Origin of the sequence: Streptomyces sp. NBC_00459 (assembly GCF_036013955.1) — a bacterium.
GTDB lineage: Bacteria > Actinomycetota > Actinomycetes > Streptomycetales > Streptomycetaceae > Streptomyces.
On sequence record NZ_CP107903.1, the window covers coordinates 2,012,290 to 2,032,035 of the forward strand.

17 protein-coding genes and 1 rRNA gene are annotated in these 19,746 nt (G+C 68.9%); 9 read left to right on the top strand and 9 right to left on the bottom strand.

The genetic code is table 11. The features are described from left to right. Positions 1-48 precede the first annotated feature (48 nt). Both OHN74_RS08700 and OHN74_RS08705 read right to left on the bottom strand, forming a co-directional pair. Positions 49-1,575 (bottom strand): 16S ribosomal RNA (locus tag OHN74_RS08700). Positions 1,576-2,103: 528 nt separating this feature from the next. Then, complete coding sequence (locus tag OHN74_RS08705; RefSeq protein ID WP_327693942.1) at positions 2,104-2,745, bottom strand: DNA-3-methyladenine glycosylase; 642 nt, start codon at positions 2,743-2,745, stop codon at positions 2,104-2,106. Positions 2,746-2,879: 134 nt separating this feature from the next. Here OHN74_RS08705 and OHN74_RS08710 point away from each other — a divergent pair. The 4 genes from OHN74_RS08710 to OHN74_RS08725 all read left to right on the top strand — a co-directional run bounded on the left by OHN74_RS08710 (position 2,880) and on the right by OHN74_RS08725 (position 5,926). Next, positions 2,880-3,823, top strand: a protein-coding gene (locus tag OHN74_RS08710; RefSeq protein ID WP_443060330.1) for an IS5 family transposase whose coding sequence is annotated in 2 segments (ribosomal slippage) — positions 2,880-3,308 and positions 3,311-3,823 — 942 coding nt in all. Because the reading frame shifts where the segments join, the coding sequence is not laid out codon by codon here. A 73-nt stretch (positions 3,824-3,896) separates the two neighbouring features. Further along, positions 3,897-4,679 (top strand): sporulation protein, encoded by a 783-nt coding sequence (locus OHN74_RS08715; RefSeq protein ID WP_327693943.1) that lies wholly within the window; start codon positions 3,897-3,899, stop codon positions 4,677-4,679. A gap of 52 nt (positions 4,680-4,731) precedes the next feature. Then, on the top strand, positions 4,732-5,271 hold the full coding sequence (locus OHN74_RS08720; protein WP_327693944.1) for a YbhB/YbcL family Raf kinase inhibitor-like protein: 540 nt from the start codon (positions 4,732-4,734) through the stop codon (positions 5,269-5,271). Between the two features lie 148 nt (positions 5,272-5,419). Next, the gene (locus OHN74_RS08725) at positions 5,420-5,926 is read left to right on the top strand and encodes an HNH endonuclease (protein ID WP_327693945.1); all 507 of its coding nucleotides are present in this window, start codon (positions 5,420-5,422) and stop codon (positions 5,924-5,926) included. Between the two features lie 88 nt (positions 5,927-6,014). On the opposite strand, the gene OHN74_RS08730 is transcribed toward OHN74_RS08725, so the two are convergent. The 3 genes from OHN74_RS08730 to OHN74_RS08740 all read right to left on the bottom strand — a co-directional run bounded on the left by OHN74_RS08730 (position 6,015) and on the right by OHN74_RS08740 (position 8,449). Beyond that, entirely contained in the window at positions 6,015-6,968 is a 954-nt protein-coding gene (locus OHN74_RS08730) for an SPFH domain-containing protein (RefSeq protein WP_327693946.1), read from the bottom strand. 148 nt (positions 6,969-7,116) lie between these two features. Further along, positions 7,117-7,548 carry an NfeD family protein gene (locus tag OHN74_RS08735; protein WP_327693947.1) on the bottom strand — a complete coding sequence of 144 codons (432 nt, stop codon included), beginning with the start codon at positions 7,546-7,548 and terminating at the stop codon, positions 7,117-7,119. Between the two features lie 109 nt (positions 7,549-7,657). Next, positions 7,658-8,449 carry an ABC transporter ATP-binding protein gene (locus tag OHN74_RS08740; RefSeq protein WP_327693948.1) on the bottom strand — a complete coding sequence of 264 codons (792 nt, stop codon included), beginning with the start codon at positions 8,447-8,449 and terminating at the stop codon, positions 7,658-7,660. A 123-nt stretch (positions 8,450-8,572) separates the two neighbouring features. On the opposite strand from OHN74_RS08740, the gene OHN74_RS08745 reads away from it, so the two are divergent. Further along, the gene (locus OHN74_RS08745) at positions 8,573-9,355 is read left to right on the top strand and encodes a hypothetical protein (protein ID WP_327693949.1); all 783 of its coding nucleotides are present in this window, start codon (positions 8,573-8,575) and stop codon (positions 9,353-9,355) included. A gap of 217 nt (positions 9,356-9,572) precedes the next feature. Here the strand turns inward: OHN74_RS08745 and chpE are convergent, their stop codons facing one another. The 3 genes from chpE to OHN74_RS08760 all read right to left on the bottom strand — a co-directional run bounded on the left by chpE (position 9,573) and on the right by OHN74_RS08760 (position 11,745). After that, on the bottom strand, positions 9,573-9,818 hold the full coding sequence (gene chpE / locus OHN74_RS08750) for a chaplin ChpE (RefSeq protein WP_327693950.1): 246 nt from the start codon (positions 9,816-9,818) through the stop codon (positions 9,573-9,575). 147 nt (positions 9,819-9,965) lie between these two features. After that, positions 9,966-10,607: a response regulator transcription factor gene (locus tag OHN74_RS08755; protein ID WP_327693951.1), complete on the bottom strand. Its 642-nt coding sequence runs from the start codon at positions 10,605-10,607 to the stop codon at positions 9,966-9,968. Beyond that, positions 10,600-11,745: a GAF domain-containing sensor histidine kinase gene (locus OHN74_RS08760; RefSeq protein WP_327693952.1), complete on the bottom strand. Its 1,146-nt coding sequence runs from the start codon at positions 11,743-11,745 to the stop codon at positions 10,600-10,602. The genes OHN74_RS08755 and OHN74_RS08760 overlap by 8 nt, the downstream gene beginning before the upstream one ends. Before the next feature lie 185 nt (positions 11,746-11,930). Between OHN74_RS08760 and OHN74_RS08765 the strand changes: the two genes are divergently transcribed. The 3 genes from OHN74_RS08765 (at position 11,931) to OHN74_RS08775 (ending at position 14,733) form a co-directional block, all read left to right on the top strand. Continuing rightward, a complete protein-coding gene (locus OHN74_RS08765) occupies positions 11,931-12,626 on the top strand; it encodes an SDR family NAD(P)-dependent oxidoreductase (RefSeq protein ID WP_327693953.1) in 696 nt (231 codons plus the stop codon). Further along, complete coding sequence (locus tag OHN74_RS08770) at positions 12,623-13,669, top strand: S-adenosylmethionine:tRNA ribosyltransferase-isomerase (RefSeq protein WP_327693954.1); 1,047 nt, start codon at positions 12,623-12,625, stop codon at positions 13,667-13,669. Before OHN74_RS08765 ends, OHN74_RS08770 begins: the two co-directional genes overlap by 4 nt. Before the next feature lie 341 nt (positions 13,670-14,010). Beyond that, positions 14,011-14,733, top strand: a complete 723-nt coding sequence (locus OHN74_RS08775) for a transglycosylase SLT domain-containing protein (RefSeq protein ID WP_327693955.1) — start codon at positions 14,011-14,013, stop codon at positions 14,731-14,733. 101 nt (positions 14,734-14,834) lie between these two features. Here OHN74_RS08775 and OHN74_RS08780 read toward each other — a convergent pair whose 3' ends face one another. Continuing rightward, the gene (locus OHN74_RS08780; protein ID WP_327693956.1) at positions 14,835-17,345 is read right to left on the bottom strand and encodes an ABC transporter ATP-binding protein/permease; all 2,511 of its coding nucleotides are present in this window, start codon (positions 17,343-17,345) and stop codon (positions 14,835-14,837) included. A gap of 239 nt (positions 17,346-17,584) precedes the next feature. Between OHN74_RS08780 and OHN74_RS08785 the strand changes: the two genes are divergently transcribed. Further along, on the top strand, positions 17,585-19,717 hold the full coding sequence (locus OHN74_RS08785) for a streptophobe family protein (protein WP_327693957.1): 2,133 nt from the start codon (positions 17,585-17,587) through the stop codon (positions 19,715-19,717). Positions 19,718-19,746 lie beyond the last annotated feature (29 nt).

Consider the following 19,746-nt stretch of genomic DNA (forward strand, 5'->3'; position numbering starts at 1 on the left):
GGCCTCTGACCACGACCCCGAAGAGCCCTGGTAAGAAATGCTCCTTAGAAAGGAGGTGATCCAGCCGCACCTTCCGGTACGGCTACCTTGTTACGACTTCGTCCCAATCGCCAGTCCCACCTTCGACAGCTCCCTCCCCGTGAGGGGTTGGGCCACCGGCTTCGGGTGTTACCGACTTTCGTGACGTGACGGGCGGTGTGTACAAGGCCCGGGAACGTATTCACCGCAGCAATGCTGATCTGCGATTACTAGCAACTCCGACTTCATGGGGTCGAGTTGCAGACCCCAATCCGAACTGAGACCGGCTTTTTGAGATTCGCTCCGCCTCACGGCATCGCAGCTCATTGTACCGGCCATTGTAGCACGTGTGCAGCCCAAGACATAAGGGGCATGATGACTTGACGTCGTCCCCACCTTCCTCCGAGTTGACCCCGGCAGTCTCCTGTGAGTCCCCATCACCCCGAAGGGCATGCTGGCAACACAGAACAAGGGTTGCGCTCGTTGCGGGACTTAACCCAACATCTCACGACACGAGCTGACGACAGCCATGCACCACCTGTACACCGACCACAAGGGGGGCACCATCTCTGATGCTTTCCGGCGTATGTCAAGCCTTGGTAAGGTTCTTCGCGTTGCGTCGAATTAAGCCACATGCTCCGCTGCTTGTGCGGGCCCCCGTCAATTCCTTTGAGTTTTAGCCTTGCGGCCGTACTCCCCAGGCGGGGAACTTAATGCGTTAGCTGCGGCACCGACGACGTGGAATGTCGCCAACACCTAGTTCCCACCGTTTACGGCGTGGACTACCAGGGTATCTAATCCTGTTCGCTCCCCACGCTTTCGCTCCTCAGCGTCAGTAATGGCCCAGAGATCCGCCTTCGCCACCGGTGTTCCTCCTGATATCTGCGCATTTCACCGCTACACCAGGAATTCCGATCTCCCCTACCACACTCTAGTCTGCCCGTATCGAATGCAGACCCGGGGTTAAGCCCCGGGCTTTCACATCCGACGCGACAGACCGCCTACGAGCTCTTTACGCCCAATAATTCCGGACAACGCTTGCGCCCTACGTATTACCGCGGCTGCTGGCACGTAGTTAGCCGGCGCTTCTTCTGCAGGTACCGTCACTTTCGCTTCTTCCCTGCTGAAAGAGGTTTACAACCCGAAGGCCGTCATCCCTCACGCGGCGTCGCTGCATCAGGCTTTCGCCCATTGTGCAATATTCCCCACTGCTGCCTCCCGTAGGAGTCTGGGCCGTGTCTCAGTCCCAGTGTGGCCGGTCGCCCTCTCAGGCCGGCTACCCGTCGTCGCCTTGGTGAGCCACTACCTCACCAACAAGCTGATAGGCCGCGGGCTCATCCTTCACCGCCGGAGCTTTTAACCCCCACAGATGCCTGCAGGAGTATTATCCGGTATTAGACCCCGTTTCCAGGGCTTGTCCCAGAGTGAAGGGCAGATTGCCCACGTGTTACTCACCCGTTCGCCACTAATCCACCCCGAAAGGCTTCATCGTTCGACTTGCATGTGTTAAGCACGCCGCCAGCGTTCGTCCTGAGCCAGGATCAAACTCTCCGTGAATGTCAACCCGTAATCGGGTCACACCACGAGAGCGGAACAGTCAAGCGGAATAAGCCCGACCGTTCACAGCGTCCTCGCTGTGTTTACTGCTTCAAAGGAACCTCGCCCTCCCGAACGGGAGAGACGGGGTATCAACAAACTTGGCGTTGATTTTTGGCACGCTGTTGAGTTCTCAAGGAACGGACGCTTCCTTCGTACTCACCCTCTCGGGCTTTCCTCCGGGCAGTTTCCCTTCGGTCTTGCGTTTCCGACTCTACCAGACCGTTTTCCGGTCCGATTCCCTGTCGGCGGGATTGCCTCCGGCTTTTCGGCTTTCGCCTGTCGGCCTTTCGACATTCACTACGTTAGCCGATTCCCTCGGCAACTCATAATCGAGTTCCACGCGTTTGCAATTCGGTGTGCAGGCACGCCGAAATTGCCCCCGCTGAGAGGGAGTCGTAGGTAGTGGGTTGGCCACTTCCGGCTGCAGGCGATCGCCGTACCCGGTTCAAGCGGCTCGGGCTACATTACGGACCCCCCAAGGGCTCGTCAAGTTGAGCGACGACGGGGCGCATGAGCTCGATAAGGGCTCACCGTAGGGTCGTTGATGATCCAGAAGCGCCACGGGTGGACGCCTCCGTCGCCGGCCACGCCGGTGCGCGGACCGACGCCCACCTGCTCGGAGCCGACAGGGGTGCCGGTCAGGATCGTGATCGGCGCGGCCCCGGCGGAGCAGGCGTCCGTACCGTCGAGAGTCCTGTCCACACCCAGGGCTGTAGCCAGGCGAGCCGGGCCTTTGGCCAGTTCCTTGTCGTTTCGGGCTGAAATTCGACGTTTGCGAGCGAGTTCGGCGCCCGTGATGATCTCGCCGGCCCGGAGCAGGATCCCGCTTGCCGTGCCCTCGGGGCCGCACACCAGGTTCATGCAGTGCCACATGCCGTAGGTGAAGTAGACGTACACATGTCCGGGCGGACCGAACATCACGCTGTTGCGGGGTGTGGGTCCGCGATAGGCGTGGGAGCCGGGGTCGTTCGGGCCGTCGTACGCCTCCACCTCTGTGAGGCGCAGTTCGATCGGACCGTCCGGGGTGGTGCGTACGAGGACGCGGCCCAGGAGGTCGGGGGCCACCTCCAGTACCGGCCGGTCGAAGAACTCCCTGGGGAGAGGCGTACGGTCAGCGGGCGCGATCATGCCGTCCGAGCGTAGTGCAGTGTGTCTCGGCGAACGGGGTGGTCAGGAAGCGTCCGCCTTGCCAGGGTTAGGCCGTTTCTGATGGCTCTTGGTGGGCTGGGTGGATCTCGGGGTCGACCGGGCAGGACGTTCGTATGGTGCGGCGACATGAGCTCACGGACGTGCAGTGGCAGCGGATCGAGCCTCTTCTGCCCGACAACGGCAGACCGGGCGGGCAGTGGGCGGATCACCGCAGGGTGATCAACGGGGTGCTGTTCCGGGCCCGGACCGGGGTGCCCTGGCCGGACCTGCCGGAACGGTACGGTCCCTGGCAGACCGTCTATGAACGGCATCGCCGCTGGTCGGCCGACGGCACCTGGCGGGCCATCCTCCAGGAGCTGCAGATCGAGGCGGATGCCGGTGACCCGGACGCGGCGCTCGCCCGCGAGGAGTCCCGGCAGGAGTGGGCGGTGAACATCGACTCGACCTCCTGCCGGGCGCATCAGCACGCGGCCGGAGCGCCCCGCAAGCTCCCGGCCGACCACCCGCAAAAGGGGGCGGGACGCGTGAGGAGGCCGATGGGCGTGAGGCGTTGGGGCGCTCGCGGGGCGGGCTGACCAGCAAAGTCCATCTGCTCTCCGACGACCGGGCCCGCCCCCTGCACTGGCTGACCTCGCCCGGGCAGCGCGGTGACAGCCCGATGTTCGCCCCGGTCCTGGACGGCTTACGCATCCGGCGCCGTGGACCGGGCCGCCCGCGCAGCCGGCCGGACCGGGTGCGCGGTGACAAGGCGTACTCCAGCCGCGACAACCGCGCCTACCTGCGACGGCGCGGCATCAAAGCCACCATCGCGCAGCCCGACGACCAGCGGGCCCACCGCAGGAACCGCGGACGCTCCGGCGGCCGGCCCCCGGCCTTCGACAAGACCCAGTACCGCCGCCGCAACGCGGTCGAACGGTGCATCAACAAGTGGAAGCAGTTCCGCGCGGTGGCTACCCGGTACGACAAACGCGACTACATCTTCAACGGCACCCTCACCGTCACCGCGATCGTCATCTGGCTCCGCGACACCGTCCAAGAGCCATCAGAAACGACCTAGGGCGGAACCGGTCACGGTCGGATCGCGTTTCTAAGGATCAAGGGATCGCAAGGATCGCTGGAGAAGGAGAGACATGGCGTTCAAGAAGCTGCTCGCGAGCCTGGGTGCCGGTGGGGCTTCGGTCGAGACGGTGTTGACAGAGGTCAACGTCGTTCCGGGCGGTGTCGTCCAGGGTGAGGTGCGGATCCAGGGCGGTTCCGTCAACCAGCAGATCGAAGGGCTGTCCGTCGGGCTCCAGGCCAAGGTCGAGGTCGAGGGCGGCGACCAGGAGTACAAGCAGGACATCGAGTTCACGAAGTTGCGGCTGGGCGGTGCCTTCGAGGTTCAGGCCGGTGCCGTGCACGTCGTGCCGTTCGGGCTGGAGATCCCGTGGGAGACGCCGGTCACGATGATCGACGGTCAGGCGCTGCGCGGTATGCACATCGGAGTGACCACCGAGCTGGCGATCGCGCGCGCCGTCGACTCCGGTGACCTGGACCCCATCAACGTGCACCCCTTGCCCGCGCAGAAGGCGATCCTGGACGCCTTCGTCCAGTTGGGCTTCCGGTTCAAGAACGCGGACCTGGAGCGCGGGCACATCCGCGGTACGCGGCAGAAGCTTCCCTTCTACCAGGAGGTCGAGTTCTTCCCGCCGGCGCAGTACCGGGGCCTCAACCAGGTCGAGCTGAGCTTCGTCGCCGACGAGCACGCGATGGACGTCGTGCTGGAGATGGACAAGAAGCCCGGTCTGTTCAGCGAGGGCAGCGACACCTTCCGGTCGTTCCAGGTGGGCCTGCACGACTACCAGGCCACGGACTGGGCGGCGTACCTGAACCAGTGGCTGGCCGAGGTCGGCAGCAAGCGCAGCTGGTTCTAGTAGCGTCCGATACGACTACAGATCCGCCCCCGTCCCACCAGGAGGTACCGAGGTGACCGAGCTCAAGAGGCCGCCTATGCCGCACGACTTCCATCCGCCCGTGCCGTCGTTCACGGTCACGAGTGAGGACGTCGAGGCGGGTTCGACCCTCAAGGACGCTCAGGTCTACGCGTCCGGCAACACCTCGCCGCAGCTGCGGTGGGCGGGATTCCCGCCGGAGACCAGGAGTTTCGCCGTGACCTGCTACGACCCGGACGCGCCTACGGGCAGCGGGTTCTGGCACTGGGTCGCGTTCGACATCCCTGCCTCGGTGACCGAGTTGGCGGCCGGCGCGGGCAGCGGCAAGTTCGAGGGGCTGCCCGAGGGCGTGGTCCAGGTGCGCAACGACTACGGCACGAGGGACTTCGGTGGTGCGGCGCCGCCGGCCGGGGACGGCCCGCACCGGTATGTGTTCACGGTGTACGCCGTGGATCAGGAGAAGCTGGGTCCGGACGCGGACGCGTCACCCGCGGTCGTCGGATTCAATCTGCGGTTCCACGCGATCGCGCGTGCCCAACTCGTCGGTGAGTACGAGGTTCCCGCCGAAGACTGACGTTCATTGAACGTTTGCCCGCCTCTGGTCATGGAAGTGATCAGAGGCGGGCATTTTTTATTGCGTTGTCCATCTCGGCGTGCCCGGCCAGAGTTGATCCAAGCCCGCCCGCCACGCGGTGGGCCGGTGAGCAGAGGAGGTGGGCTGGATGCGGGACACGCTGGTACTGAACGCGAGCTTCGAGCCACTGTCGACGGTGACGTTGAACCGGGCCGTCGTTCTGGTGCTGCAGGACAAGGCCGTTGTCGAGCAGGCCCACCCCGAGATCCGTATGCGCGGAGCGGCGGTCGACATACCCGCGCCGCGTGTGATCAGGCTCTGCCGCTATGTCCGGGTGCCGTTCCGAAGACAAGCTCCGTGGTCGAGGCGCGGCGTGCTGGTCCGGGACCGGCACAGGTGCGCGTACTGCGGCCGGCGGGCGACGACCGTGGACCATGTGGTGCCGCGGGCGCAGGGTGGGCAGGACTCCTGGCTGAACACGGTCGCGTCGTGCGCGGAGGACAACCACCGTAAGGCGGCGCGGACTCCGGAGCAGGCGGGGATGCCGTTGCTGCGGCTGCCGTTCGAGCCTTCGCCTGCGGATGCGATGCTCTTGTCCTTGGGGCAGGGGGAGTTCGAGGCACTGCCTGAGTGGTTGGTGCAGCCCGCGGCGTAGTCCGTGCGGGTCGGATGTGGTTGATCACGCAGTTCCCCGCGCCCTTGAAGGGGCGCGGGGACACGCTCGCCGCATCTCTGAGGAGCCGTCAGTCTGTGATTGACGGCTTTTCCCGGCGTTCGGAGCCGCCGCTCGGGGTGTCTCCGCCGCCGCCCGAACCGCCGCCCAGGTTGCCGAAGTTGCCCATGGCGCCGGACAGGCCCTTGAGCGCGTCGCCGATTTCGCTGGGGACGATCCAGAGCTTGTTGGCGTCGCCCTGGGCGATCTTCGGGAGCATCTGGAGGTACTGGTAGGAGAGGAGCTTCTGGTCCGGGTCACCGGCGTGGATGGCCTCGAAGACCGTACGGACGGCCTGGGCCTCGCCCTCGGCGCGCAGGGCTGCGGCCTTGGCCTCACCTTCCGCGCGCAGGATCGAGGACTGCTTCTCACCTTCCGCCGTGAGGATCTGGGACTGGCGGATACCTTCGGCGGTGAGGATCGCGGCGCGCTTGTCACGGTCGGCGCGCATCTGCTTCTCCATCGAGTCCTGGATGGAGGTCGGCGGCTCGATCGCCTTCAGTTCGACGCGGTTGACGCGGATGCCCCACTTGCCGGTGGCCTCGTCGAGGACTCCGCGCAGGGCCGCGTTGATCTCCTCGCGGGAGGTCAGGGTCCGCTCCAGGTCCATGCCACCGATGATGTTGCGGAGCGTGGTGACGGTGAGCTGCTCGATCGCCTGGATGTAGCTCGCGACCTCGTACGTCGCCGCCCGCGCGTCCGTCACCTGGTAGTAGATGACGGTGTCGATGTTGACGACCAGGTTGTCCTGGGTGATCACCGGCTGCGGCGGGAACGGCACGACCTGCTCGCGGAGGTCGATGCGGTTGCGGATGGTGTCGATGAACGGGACGACGATGTTCAGGCCCGCGTTGAGTGTCCGCGTGTACCGGCCGAACCGCTCCACGATGGCGGCGCTGGCCTGTGGGATGACCTGGATGGTCTTGATCAGGGCGATGAAGACCAACACCACCAGAATGATCAGGACGATGATGATGGGTTCCATCGTGGATCCCCGTATCCCTTCTCCGCCTTGACGCTCACGGAAAGATCGTATGCCTGTTGAAGATCCTGCTTGTTGAAGATCTTGCTGGTCGAGTGTGACAGACCGTCGGCTGCCCCGGGGACGTTCCGTTCACTTACGTCGTGCGAGGTCACATGACGATCGCCGTGGCCCCCTCGATCTCGACGACGTCCACCTCCTGGCCTACTTCGTAGGCGAGTTGGGTGTCGAGAGAGCGGGCCGACCAGACCTCTCCGGCAAGCTTGATCCGGCCACCGGAACCGTCGACGCGTTCCAGGACTACGGCCTGTTTGCCCTTCAACGCGTCGATTCCGGAGAGGAGTTGAGGCCGGTCGGCGCGGTGCCGGGTCGCGATGGGCCGTACGACGGCGATGAGCGCGGTCGATACGACGGCGAACACGAGGACCTGGACGACGACTCCGCCGCCCAGTCCGGCCGCGCCGGCAGCCGCCAGTGCCCCCACGGCGAGCATGCCGAACTCCGGCATCGCGGTCACCACGAGCGGGATACCCAGCGCCACGGCGCCGACGAGCCACCACACCCATGCGTCGATGTCGTTCACATCGTCATGGTAGGTCCGCGGGCCTGGTCACCGACAGGGCGCCGATCAACTTGGCACAGGCTTCTTCCAGTTGTTCTACAAGGTGGTTCCCGCGAAACGGGGTGTGCCGTCAGGACATCGACAGGCCCTGCGCGGTCCAGCGTTCGCCGACCTGCTCGACGACGAGAGGGAGGCCGAAGCACATCGACAGGTTGCGGGAGGTCAGTTCGAGCTCCAGGGGGCCTGCGGCGAGCACCTTGCCCTGACGGATCATCAGGACGTGGGTGAAGCCCGGGGCGATCTCCTCGACATGGTGCGTGACCATGATCATGGAGGGTGCGATCGGGTCGCGGGCGAGACGGCCGAGCCGGCGCACGAGGTCCTCGCGACCGCCGAGGTCGAGGCCGGCGGCGGGCTCGTCGAGGAGGAGGAGCTCGGGGTCGGTCATCAGGGCGCGGGCGATGAGGGTGCGCTTGCGCTCGCCCTCGGAGAGGGTGCCGAAGCGACGTTCGAGGTAGTCGCTCATGCCGAGGCGGTCGAGGAAGGCGCGGGCGCGCTGTTCGTCGATGTCCTCGTACTCCTCCTGCCAGCCGGCCGTCATGCCGTACGCGGCGGTCAGCACCGTCTGGAGCACGGTCTGGCGCTTGGGCAGCTTGTCGGCCATGGCGATGCCGGCCATGCCGATGCGCGGGCGCAGATCGAAGACGTCGACCTTGCCGAGGGTCTCGCCGAGGATGGTGGCGGTGCCCTGGCTGGGGAAGAGGTAGCTGGAAGCGAGGTTCAGGAGGGTTGTCTTCCCGGCGCCGTTCGGGCCGAGGATGACCCAGCGTTCGCCCTCCTTGACCGACCAGGAGACCTGGTCCACCAGAGCCCGGCCCTCGCGGACCACGGATACGTCCTCCAGCTCCAGAACATCGCTCATGAGCGGGTTGTCTCCCATTGCAGTGTCGGCCAGTCTCGCGTGCGCCTGTGGGCGCAGCCCCCCACGAAATCTACGCCACCGGTCGCCCGGTCCCTCCCCTCGGTCGGTCCTTAGGGTGGGGGCATGCTCTCGGAACCACGCTCAGGACGACTGGCCGCATGGGGAAATGCCCTGTTGGCCGGACTTGTTTCGCCGGACGACGCGGTACTGGCCATCGTCGGGGAGGACGCGGTGCACCGCGTCGAGGGGCTGCCCGGTGAGGCGGCGCCCGTCGGTCTCACGCTCGCGCTGGGACGGCTGCGGACGCTCGGTGCCTCCGGGCTGCGGATCGCGCTGCCCGCGCCGGGGCATCCGCTCGGGCTGAGCGGGCCCCCCGAGTTCAACGCGCGGGCGCTGGATGCGGAGGAGGCCGTGATCTGCGAGGGCGCCGCGCTGGGGCTGGTGCCGGAGGTGTACGAGGCCGGGCCGGCCGGGGACGTGCACATCGAGGTCGTCTGGCACTGCCTGGCCGTACGGGAGGCTCCGCCCGCCGATGTGCCGTCCCTCGGGGAGGCCGAGCGCGAACTGGCGGAGGCGCTGCGGGACGCGACGGCGGTGTTGGCGCGGCTGGACGTCGCCGGTTCGGGGCCGGTCGCGGAGGCGGCGGTCGACGCGTACCGGGCGCGGGCGGAGCGCGGGCGCGAGGTGCTGGCGCCGGGGTATCCGCCGCGGGCGGTACGGGTGTTGGAGCTGGCGCAGCGGGTGGGGTTGCTGATCTCGGTGGCGTCGGAGAACGGGCCCGGCGGGGCGGTGAGCGCGTCGGAGATCGCGGCGCGGGCGGAGGCGTTGCGGCCGGTGGAGCGGACGGCTCGGCGGGCGCAGGTCGCGGCGTACAACTCCGTTGTGGAGGAGCGGGGGGTGCGGTGAGGTCTGTTGTGCGGTGCGGGTCGGTTGGTGTGGGCGTCTTCTGGGGGCTGTCGCCCCCAGGCCCCCGCTTCGGCCTGAACGGCCTCGTCCTCAAACGCCGGACGGGCTGAAATGCCTGGACCGGCGCTGACAACCAAATTCGGACCGGCCTCCCGGGCGTACCCAGGAGGCCGGAGGTCGGGACCTCAGTGCCTCAGCACTTCGGCGTCTCGGTTCCTCAGTGGTTGAGGCCGAGGTTGCCGAAGGCGGGGTTCAGCACACCGATGACGTTGACGCTGTTGCCCACCGCGTTCACCGGGATGTGCACCGGGGCCTGGACGAGGTTGCCCGAGGCGACGCCCGGCGAGCCCACGGCCTGGCCGTTCGCGTGCGAGCCCTCCGTGGCGGAGGCGAAACCGGCACCGGCGGCGATCAGGCCACCCGCCACCATCGTCACTGCGGCGGCCTTCTTCAGGTTCTTCACTTCTGAGCCCTCCCATTGCGTTCACCGCGGCAGATCGCCGCGGCACGCACTGAAGAACGCCGGAGATCCACGAAGGATGCGCCATCCGGGGGACATTCCCACGACGGTATGAATCTCAGCCCGGAAGGGAACGTTCCGAGTTGCCGGTCATCCGGTCACACCGTGACGTACCGCCCACAACGCCGCCTGCGTGCGGTCCGCCAGGTCGAGTTTCATCAGGATGTTCGAGACATGCGTCTTGACCGTCTTCTCGGACAGCACCAGGGCGCGGGCTATCTCCCGGTTCGAGCGGCCGTCCGCGATCAGGGTCAGTACCTCGCGCTCCCGCTCGGTGAGCGAGCCGCTCCTCCCCTGGCCCGAGTGCGTCTCCTCCTGGCTCAGCAGTGCGCCCGCGACCTCGGGCTGGAGCAGGATGTGTCCGGCGTGCACGGAGCGGATCGCGCCGGCGAGGGCGTCCGGGTCGATGTCCTTGTAGACGTAGCCGGCGGCGCCCGCGCGCAGTGCGGGGACCACCGTGCGCTGCTCGGTGAAGCTCGTGACGATCAGCACGCGCGCGGGGTTGTCGAGTTCGCGGAGTCTGCGCAACGCCTCGACGCCGTCCATGCCCGGCATCTTGATGTCCATGAGGACGACGTCGGGTTTCAGTTCCTGCGCGCGGTCGACTCCCTCGGCGCCGTCCGACGCCTCGCCCACGACCTCGATGTCGTCCTGCACTTCGAGGAACGTGCGCAGGCCCCGGCGGACCACCTGGTGGTCGTCGACGAGCAGCACCTTGATCGCGTCAGCCACCGGGTACCTCCATCTCGATCGTGGTGCCCTTGCCGGGCGCCGATTCCACGTCCAGCCGCCCGCCGACCCCGCTCGCCCTGTCCCGCATCGAGACCAGGCCGAGATGGCGTCCGGCGCTGCGTACCGCCGTCGGTTCGAAGCCGCTGCCGTCGTCGGTGACACGCAGCGCGGCGCCCGGGCCGCGCTTCGCGAGGGTCACCTCGACCCTGGCCGCCCCGGAGTGCCTCAGCGCGTTGTGCAGGGCCTCCTGAGCCACCCGCAGCAAGGCCTCCTCCTGGGCGGCCGGCAGGGCGCGGACCCCGTTGCTGTCGAAGGTCACGCGCGCGGAGTGCGCTCGGTCGAGGACCTGGATGTGGGTGCGGAGCGTGGCGATCAGACCGTCTTCGTCCAGGGCCGTGGGGCGCAGCTCCACGACCGCCGCGCGCAGTTCGTCGGCCGCCTCCGCGGCGAGCGCGGCCACCTGCTGCAGTTCGCCCTTGGCGCGGGCGGGGTCGCGGTCCACCAGGGTGGCGGCGGCCTGGGCGGTCAGGCGCAGGGAGAACAGCTTCTGGCTGACCGCGTCGTGCAGTTCGTGGGCGAGGCGGGAGCGCTCCTCGGCGATGGTCAGTTCGCGGCTGCGCTCGTAGAGGCGGGCGTTGGTCAGGGCGATCGCCGCGTGCTGGGCCAGGATGGTGAGGAGGTCCTCGTCGTCCTCGGTGAAGCCGCAGCCGCCGGACGGTTTCGGACAGTTCTTGTTGGCGAGGAACAGTGCGCCCAGCACCTCGTCGCCGTCCCGGATCGGCAGGCCCAGGAAGTCGGACATGTCGGGGTGGGCGGACGGCCAGCCCTCGAAGCGCGGGTCCTCGCGGACGTCGGCCAGGCGCTCGGGGCGGGCCTCGCGCAGCATCGCGGCGAGGATGCCGTGCTGGCGCGGGAGCGGGCCGATGGCCTTCCACTGGGCGTCGCTGACGCCGTCGACCACGAACTGGGCGAAGCCGCCGTGGTCGTCCGGGACCCCCAGCGCCGCGTACTGCGCGTCGAGCAGCTCTCTGGCGGAGGTGACGATCGTCTTGAGGACGTCGCGCACCTCCAGGTGCCTGCTCATGGCCAGCAGCGCGGCGCTCACCGCGGACAGGCCGGACCGTGGTCCTTGACTCATGCCCTCACGGTACCGGCGGGGTGTGACAGGGCGTATCCGTCCTGTGGCGGCCCTGCCTGGTCCGAAGGACCTAGGGCGAAGGACCTCACGTCCTGCGGCCCCAGGACGAGGCGGCCGGGACGGTTCCGTTCCTACGTTGGAGGCACCGCCGATCATCGGCGGCCGAGGACGAGGGGACGCGTGTCATGCCGGTAGCGATCATCACGGGGGCTTCCAAGGGTCTGGGGCGGGCGCTGGCCTCGGCGCTCGCGCAACGCGGCTGGGATCTCGTACTGGACGCCAGGACCCCGGAGGTCCTGCACACCACCGCCGAGGCGCTCGCCGCGTACGGAGTGCGGGTGGAGGCCCACGCCGGCGATGTCACGGACGCCGGTCACCGTGCCGGGCTGGTGGCTGCGGCGCGGAAGCTGGGCGGCGTCGATCTCCTGGTGAGCAACGCGAGCGCGCTGGGCGCCGAACCGCTCGTACGGCTGGAGGGGCTGTCCCTGGAGGGGCTGCGGCGGGCCCTTGAGGTGAATGTGGTGGCCGCGCTGGGCCTGGTCCAGGAGGCGCTGCCGCCGCTGCGGGAGTCGGCGGCCGGAACGGTGATCGCCGTCAGTTCGGACGCGGCTGCCGAGGCGTACGAGACGTGGGGCGGCTACGGGGCGTCCAAGGCGGCCCTCGATCAGCTGGCGGCGGTGCTCGGGGCGGAAGAGCCGGGGGTTCGGGTCTGGGCGGTCGATCCCGGGGACATGGGGACGGACCTGTACGCGGCAGCCGTGCCCGGCGACGACGACCCGCGTCCGGAGCCCGGCAGTGTCGTACCCGCGTTTCTGCGGCTGCTGGACGAGCGGCCGGCGAGTGGGCGGTACTCGGCGCCGTCCCTGCTGGAGGGGCGATGACACTGGCCGTACAGGTGCCGGAGGAGTTGTCGGCGCGGGTGCCGGCCGAGCAGCGCGGGCCAGGGCTGGACCGGGGCGACGTACGGCTGCTGGTGTCGCGGGGGACCACGGTGTCGCATCACGTGTTCGCCGAGCTGCCCCGGCAGCTGCGGGCCGGGGATCTGCTCGTCGTCAACACGTCGTCGACGCTGGCCGCAGCCGTGGACGGGTGGGTCGGGCACGCGCGCGTGGTGGTGCACTTCTCGACGCGCGGGGACGACGGGCGGTGGGCCGTCGAGCTGCGGGATCCCGACGGTACGGGCACCACACGCGCGCGTGCGGGCGCCTCGGGGACGGTCGTACGGCTGCCCGGGGACGCGGGGCTGGTTCTCGAGGAACCGCTGACCGTGCGCGGCTCCCGGCTGTGGTGGGCGCGGGTGGCCGGGCAGGTGCTGCCTCTTCTGCGGGAGCACGGGCGGCCCATTCGTTACTCCTATACGGAACGCGATCAGCCGTTGTCCGCCTACCAGACGGTGTTCGCCCTGCCGTCCTGCGACGGGGCGGGCAGCGCGGAGATGCCGAGTGCCGCACGGCCCTTCACCGCGCGGCTGGTGGCGGAGCTGGTGAGCCGGGGGGTGCAGTTCGCGCCCGTCAGGCTGCACACGGGGGTCGCGTCCGCGGAGGCGCACGAGCCGCCGTATCCGGAGCGGTTCGCCGTGCCGGAGCCCTCGGCGCGGCTGATCAACGCCGCGCGGGCCGGGGGCGGACGGGTCGTGGCGGTCGGTACGACGGCCGTGCGGGCAGTGGAGTCCGCGGCGGGGCCGGACGGTGTGGTCCGGGCGACCGAGGGGTGGACCGACCTGGTGGTGACGCCCGAGCGCGGGGTGCGGGTCGTGGACGGGCTGCTGACGGGGCTGCACGAGCCGGAGGCGTCGCACCTGCTGATGCTGGCGGCGGTCGCGGGACGGGCCGCTGTCGACCTGGGGTACGAGGCGGCGCTGCGCGAGCGGTACCTGTGGCACGAGTTCGGGGACGTGCATCTCCTCCTTCCGCAGGAGGCATGAAGCAGACCCCTCACGCTGAGCATTGCTCTCGCAACCAATGGTGAGACGAGCACTCGGCCGATGTGACCCCGCACATAGGACCCACATCACTTACTAGAGGCCATAGGAGACAAACGTCCACCCGGTGAGCGGGAAAGACGCTCCGGTCTGTCCTATTTTGCCCTTCGCGGGTCCACTACCCCCCGTAGTACGTCACACCTTTGCCACAGGATTTTGCGGCCGCTAAGAATGGCGGACGTCGCTCAGCGCCGCGGGTTCCGCCCGCGGCGTTTGTGCCGGAAGCACGCCTGTCCCCCCGGGCACCGAGCGACGTCCGCGCTATTCGAAGAGGTCCATCCGCCATGTCCAAGAACACCGCCACTCCTGGTCATAGTCGTATGTCCGCCAGGACTCGCAGGCTCGCGATCGCCGGTGCCGCCACGCTCGCCACTGCCGCCCTCGCGTTCACCTTCGTGCCGGGCGACGCGCAGACCACCTCCGAGGCCGTCTCCGCCGCTCCTGTGGTGTTCAGCCAGGACCAGATCAAGGACGTGAAGGCGAGCGTCACCGACCAGCTGGCCGGCGCGACCTGGCAGGCCGAGGCCGCCGCGGCGAAGAAGAAGGCCGCCGACGCGGCTGCCGCGAAGAAGGCGGCGGCGAAGAAGAAGGCGGCGGCGAAGGCCGCGAAGGAGCGCAAGGCGCGGGAGGCCGCGAGCCGGTCCGCCAAGCGCGCCGCGCTGAAGAAGGCCGCCACGAAGACGTACAGCAACAACCTCGACGGCTGGATCCGCGAGGCCCTCGACATCATGGGGAACAAGGGCATCCCGGGCTCCTACAACGGCCTGTACCGCAACATCATGCGGGAGTCGACGGGCAACCCGAACGCCATCAACGGCTGGGACATCAACGCCCAGAACGGCACCCCGTCGATCGGCCTCCTCCAGGTCATCCAGCCGACCTTCAACGCGTACCACGTCTCCGGTACGTCGACGAACATCTACGACCCGGTCGCCAACATCACGGCCGCCGCCAACTACGCGGCCGACAAGTACGGCTCGATCGACAACGTCAACGGCGCGTACTGAGGCCTGCGCGGACCTCTGACACGTAGCGGACCTCGGCTCGTACAGGCGAAAGGGCGGCACCCCCACCGGGGGTGCCGCCCTTCACCGTCGTACGGCCGTGATCACTTGCGCATGACCTCGGGCTCGTGGCGGCGCAGGAAGCGGGCCACGAAGAAGCCGCAGATCACGCCGATGGCGATCAGGGCCGCCATGTCGATGCCCCAGGCGGTGACCGTGTGGTCCCAGAGGGGGTCCGTGCTGCCGGGATCGTCGACGTTCGGGCTGATCTTGTTGAAGTCCAGCGTGGCGCCCGCGGCGGCGACCGCCCAGCGGGACGGCATCAGGTACGAGAACTCGTTGACGCCGATGTTGCCGTGCAGGATGAACAGGCAGCCGGTGAACACGACCTGGATGATCGCGAACATGACGAGCAGCGGCATGGTCTTCTCCGAGGTCTTCACCAGGGAGGAGATGACCAGGCCGAACATCATCGACGAGAAGCCGAGCGCCATGATCGGGACGGACAGTTCGAGCAGCACGAACTTGCCGAAGACCAGGCCCTCCTCCGGGATCGTGCGGCTGGAGAAGCCGATCGCGCCGACCATGAGTCCCTGCAGGACCGTGATGAAGCCGAGGACGATCACCTTGGACATCAGATACGCGGAGCGCGACAGGCCGGTCGCGCGCTCCCGTTCGTAGATGACCCGTTCCTTGATCAGCTCACGGACGGAGTTGGCGGCTCCGGCGAAGCAGGCGCCGACCGCGAGGATGAGCAGAACGGTGGTGGCCGTGCCGTTCGGGACGTTGAGGCCGCTTCTGTTGATCTTGCCGGGCAGCAGGGTCTTGTCCGGATCGATGAGCAGACTCACCGCGCCGAGCACCGCGGGCAGGATCACCGTCAGTGCCAGGAAGCCCTTGTCGGAGACGATGACCGTGACGTACCGGCGGATCAGGGTCATCAGCTGCGAGCCCCAGCCCTGCGGCTTGGGCGGGCGCATGGCCTGTGCGGCGGGCATGTCTACGGACTGCGGGGCGACCGCGTCGATGTCCGCGGCGTACATCTGGTAGTGCTGCGAGCCCTTCCAGCGTCCCGCCCAGTCGTAGTCGCGGTAGTTCTCGAAGGAGGAGAAGACGTCGGCCCAGGTGTCGTAGCCGAAGAAGTTCAGAGCCTCCTCGGGCGGACCGAAGTACGCCACCGAGCCGCCCGGCGCCATCACCAGGAGCTTGTCGCAGATCGCCAGTTCGGCCACGGAGTGCGTGACGACGAGGACCGTACGGCCGTCGTCGGCGAGGCCGCGCAGCAGCTGCATGACGTCGCGGTCCATGCCCGGGTCGAGGCCGGAGGTCGGCTCGTCCAGGAAGATCAGCGAGGGCTTGGTGAGGAGCTCCAGGGCCACCGAGACGCGCTTGCGCTGGCCGCCGGAGAGGGAGGTGACCTTCTTCTCCTTGTGGATGTCGAGCTTCAGCTCGCGCAGCACCTCGCCTATGCGGTTCTCGCGCTCCTCCGTGGTCGTGTCGGCGGGGAAACGCAGCTTGGCCGCGTACTTGAGGGCCTTCTTGACGGTCAGTTCCTTGTGCAGGATGTCGTCCTGCGGGACCAGGCCGATGCGCTGGCGCAGCTCGGCGAACTGCTTGTACAGGTTGCGGTTGTCGTAGAGGACGTCGCCCTGGTTGGCGGGCCGGTAGCCCGTGAGCGCCTTCAGGAGCGTCGACTTGCCGGAGCCGGACGGGCCGATGACCGCGATCAGCGACTTCTCCGGGACGCCGAAGGAGACGTCCTTGAGGATCTGCTTGCCGCCGTCCACGGTGACCGTCAGATGGCGGGCCGAGAAGGAGATCTCGCCGGTGTCGACGAACTCCTCCAGGTGATCGCCGACCAGGCGGAACGTGGAGTGACCGACGCCGACGATGTCGTTCGGGCCGAGCAGCGCCGTGCCGCCCTTGGCGATCGGCATGCCGTTGACGTACGTGCCGTTGTGCGAGCCCAGGTCGCGGATCTCGAAGCGGCCGTCGGGTGTCGCGTGGAACTCGGCGTGGTTGCGTGAGACCTGGAGGTCCGAGACGACCAGCTCGTTCTCCAGGGCGCGGCCGATGCGCATCACGCGGCCGAGGTGCAGCTGGTGGAAGGTGGTCGGGCTGCGGTCGCCGTACACCGGCGGCGCCCCCGCGCCCGGGCCGGGGCCCTGCTGCTGCGGGATCGCGGCGGACTGCTGCTCCGGCTGCGGCCAGCTCTGTTCCGGCGCCTGATGCTGGGGCGGCTGGGCCCAGCCGGGGCTCGCGCCCTGGGCGGCGAACGGTTGCTGCTGAGGCTGCGCCACCTGCGGTGTCGCCACCGAGGCGGCACTGCTGGAGAGGTTCAGACGCGGGCCGTCGGTCGCGTTGCCGAGATGGACGGCCGAGCCCGGCCCGATCTCCATCTGGTGGATGCGCTGCCCCTGCACGAAGGTGCCGTTGGTGCTGCCGTGGTCCTCGATCAGCCAGCTCCGGCCGCCCCAGCTGATCGTCGCGTGCCGCCAGGAGACCCTGGCGTCATCGAGCACGATGTCCCCCTGCGGATCACGCCCGAGGGTGTATGGCCTGGACGAATCGAGCGTCCAGGTCCGTTCGTTCAATTCCAGTACGAGTTCCGGCACTCCGCGCCCCACTGAGTTGTCCCCCGAAATTGCCCCAACACGGGGAGTCTAGGGATGTCGAACATCGTGGGGAACTATTTCAGGCTCAGCCCCCTGACCGAAAGTCGGGCCTTGCGGACGGGGCGTGGAAGCGGACAGCGACGCGCCGTTGACTGGGTGGAAACCGGCCCGGAGAGTGGTAATCCCACGCGAGGGGGACACGCGGGGTGGACCGCCGCCGCGCGGATCGGGGGCTGACGATGGGCATCGAGACCGCCGAGCAGGGCGGGAGGCTGCCGTGGGGAGATGTGCTGCTCTCCGCGATCACCTCTGTGAGCTGGGCGTTGATCGGAATGGCGGGCACTGCGGCGCTCGGTCTGCATCTGCTGGAGGCTGATGCCACGGCCTCGCTCGGGCCGATGACCGCGGCTGTTGTGGCACTTGGGGCGGGTGGTTCGGTCACCCCGTCCGGTGATGTGTCGGCCTTCGGCCTGAAAGGAGCGGAGGCGGCGACCGCGGTCGAGATCGCGCCACTGGGCGTCGGCCTGGTGGGAGCACTGCTCCTGTCATGGTTCTTCCTGCGGTCCCTGCGCGGGGCGGGCGCGGTGATCTCGCCGTCCGAACTCCTCGCGCGCGCGGGCGCGGTGGTCGTCCTCTTCGTGGCCACCCTGGGCGGGCTGGCCTGGGCGGGGCACGACCTCATCACCATCGACGGGGGCGGTCTGGGCCTCGACAGCCTGCCGGGCACGGGTGGCGACGGGGGCGGAGGGATCGACGTCCCCGGGCTCGGTGACATCAGCGGGCTGCTGCCCGACCGGGTCGGCGACCTGATCGACGCGAAGGCGGCGGTCGGCTTCAGCGTCGACACGCTCCCCACGCTGCTCGGCGGCCTGGTCTGGGCGGCCGGGGTCCTGGCGATCGCCCTTCTGGCCTCCCGCAGCACTTCCCTGCCGCGCGGCTGGGAAGTGGTCCACCATGTCGTACGTCCGGCGGTGTCCGCCCTGGTCACCGTGGCGCTGGTGGCGGTGGCGGCGGGGTTCGCGGTGGCGGCGTACGCGGCGATCGGCGACGCCCACCCCAAGCGCATCGCGGGCGCTGCGCTGCTCGGCGCCCCCAACGGGGTCTGGCTGGGGATCGCGATCGGTCTGTTCGTCCCGTTCGACGGCAGTGCGTCCGGGGTGCTGGTGAACGTCCTCCCGGACCCCCTCGACCGGCTGCTCAGCTCGGCGGACGACCAGTCGGTCAGCCTCGGCGAACTGGCCGAGCTGGACAGCCGGGTGTGGCTGCTGGGGGTGGCGGCGGTCCTGATGATGCTGCTCGCGGGCGTCCTCGCGGCGGCCCGGACACCGCTGGCCCGGGGTGTCGGTCCGGACGACGTCGACGGGCGGGTGCCCCTCGCCGTACGGGATCCGGGTGCCCTGCGTTTCGCCGGCCGGTGCGCGTTGCGGCTGGGGGTGGCGACCGCGGTGGCGCTGCCGCTGTTCGCCTGGCTGGCGGCGGTGTCCGTGGACGCCTCGATCTCGGTCCTGGGTTTCGACGCGTTCGGCGCCGGAATCGAACTGCACGGGCAACTGGTCGCGGCCCTGCTGCTGGGCGCGGTGTGGGGCGCGGTCGCGGGAGCCGCCGGCGCACTGCTGGCGTACGTGAGCGGGGCGGCGGGGTGGCGGGCGGTGCCGTTGGCACTGAGTGACGCGGGTGCGGGCTGGGCGGGAGCTGCTGTCGGGGCGCCGGAGGCCATGGGGACGAGCGGGGCGACGGGTTCGGAGGCCGGGGAGGCTCGGTACGGCGTTCACCCGGAGCAGGCCGGCGGCCCCGGTCCGTACTCCGGCCCGTACACGCCCGGTTCGCCGTACCGGCCGCCCAACCGCGACACCAATCCGTACCTGCGGCTGCCCGAGGGGCTGGTGGAACCCGAGGACGCGCGGCCGGCCGAGGCGTGGCGGCCCTACGGGGGCGGGCAGGGGGCCGGCGCCGGTCAGCCGCGCGAGAGCGGTCGGGGCCCTGCCGGCCGACGGCCGTACGAGGACGGCTGGGCGCCCGATGCCCCGCGTGCGGAGACGTGGTCGCCCGACAGGAGCAGCGCGCCCGAGCGGACCGGTTCCGGTGAGGGGAGCGGGCCGGGCGTGGACAGCGGTTCGGGTGAGCAGCGAGGCCCGGGTGGGGGTGGTGGTCCGGGCGAGGGGCGGGGGCGGGGTGACGGGGAGCAGCCGCCCGAGAACCTGTACGGCCTTCCCACCATGGCCAGGCCGCTCTCGCCGCCGCCGCGACGGCCCGGGGGGCGCACGAGCGGCACGTCGGAGTCCGCGCCGGAGAAACGGACCCCACCCCCGCCTCCACCTCCCCCACCACCGCCTCCTCCCCCGCCGCCACGCCCGCCCAAGGGGCGGCGCTGACCTGCTCGTAAGGTCTTCGCCACCGCCCC

Coding starts and splice junctions, on each gene's coding strand:
- OHN74_RS08715 (WP_327693943.1), top strand. CDS start 3,897: ATGGCGTTCAAGAAGCTGCTCGCGAGCCTGGGTGCCGGTGGGGCTTCG.
- OHN74_RS08765 (WP_327693953.1), top strand. CDS start 11,931: ATGCCGGTAGCGATCATCACGGGGGCTTCCAAGGGTCTGGGGCGGGCG.
- OHN74_RS08745 (WP_327693949.1), top strand. CDS start 8,573: ATGCTCTCGGAACCACGCTCAGGACGACTGGCCGCATGGGGAAATGCC.
- OHN74_RS08785 (WP_327693957.1), top strand. CDS start 17,585: ATGGGCATCGAGACCGCCGAGCAGGGCGGGAGGCTGCCGTGGGGAGAT.
- OHN74_RS08725 (WP_327693945.1), top strand. CDS start 5,420: ATGCGGGACACGCTGGTACTGAACGCGAGCTTCGAGCCACTGTCGACG.
- OHN74_RS08770 (WP_327693954.1), top strand. CDS start 12,623: ATGACACTGGCCGTACAGGTGCCGGAGGAGTTGTCGGCGCGGGTGCCG.
- OHN74_RS08760 (WP_327693952.1), bottom strand. CDS start 11,745: ATGAGTCAAGGACCACGGTCCGGCCTGTCCGCGGTGAGCGCCGCGCTG.
- OHN74_RS08775 (WP_327693955.1), top strand. CDS start 14,011: ATGTCCAAGAACACCGCCACTCCTGGTCATAGTCGTATGTCCGCCAGG.
- OHN74_RS08740 (WP_327693948.1), bottom strand. CDS start 8,449: ATGAGCGATGTTCTGGAGCTGGAGGACGTATCCGTGGTCCGCGAGGGC.
- OHN74_RS08705 (WP_327693942.1), bottom strand. CDS start 2,745: ATGATCGCGCCCGCTGACCGTACGCCTCTCCCCAGGGAGTTCTTCGAC.
- OHN74_RS08730 (WP_327693946.1), bottom strand. CDS start 6,968: ATGGAACCCATCATCATCGTCCTGATCATTCTGGTGGTGTTGGTCTTC.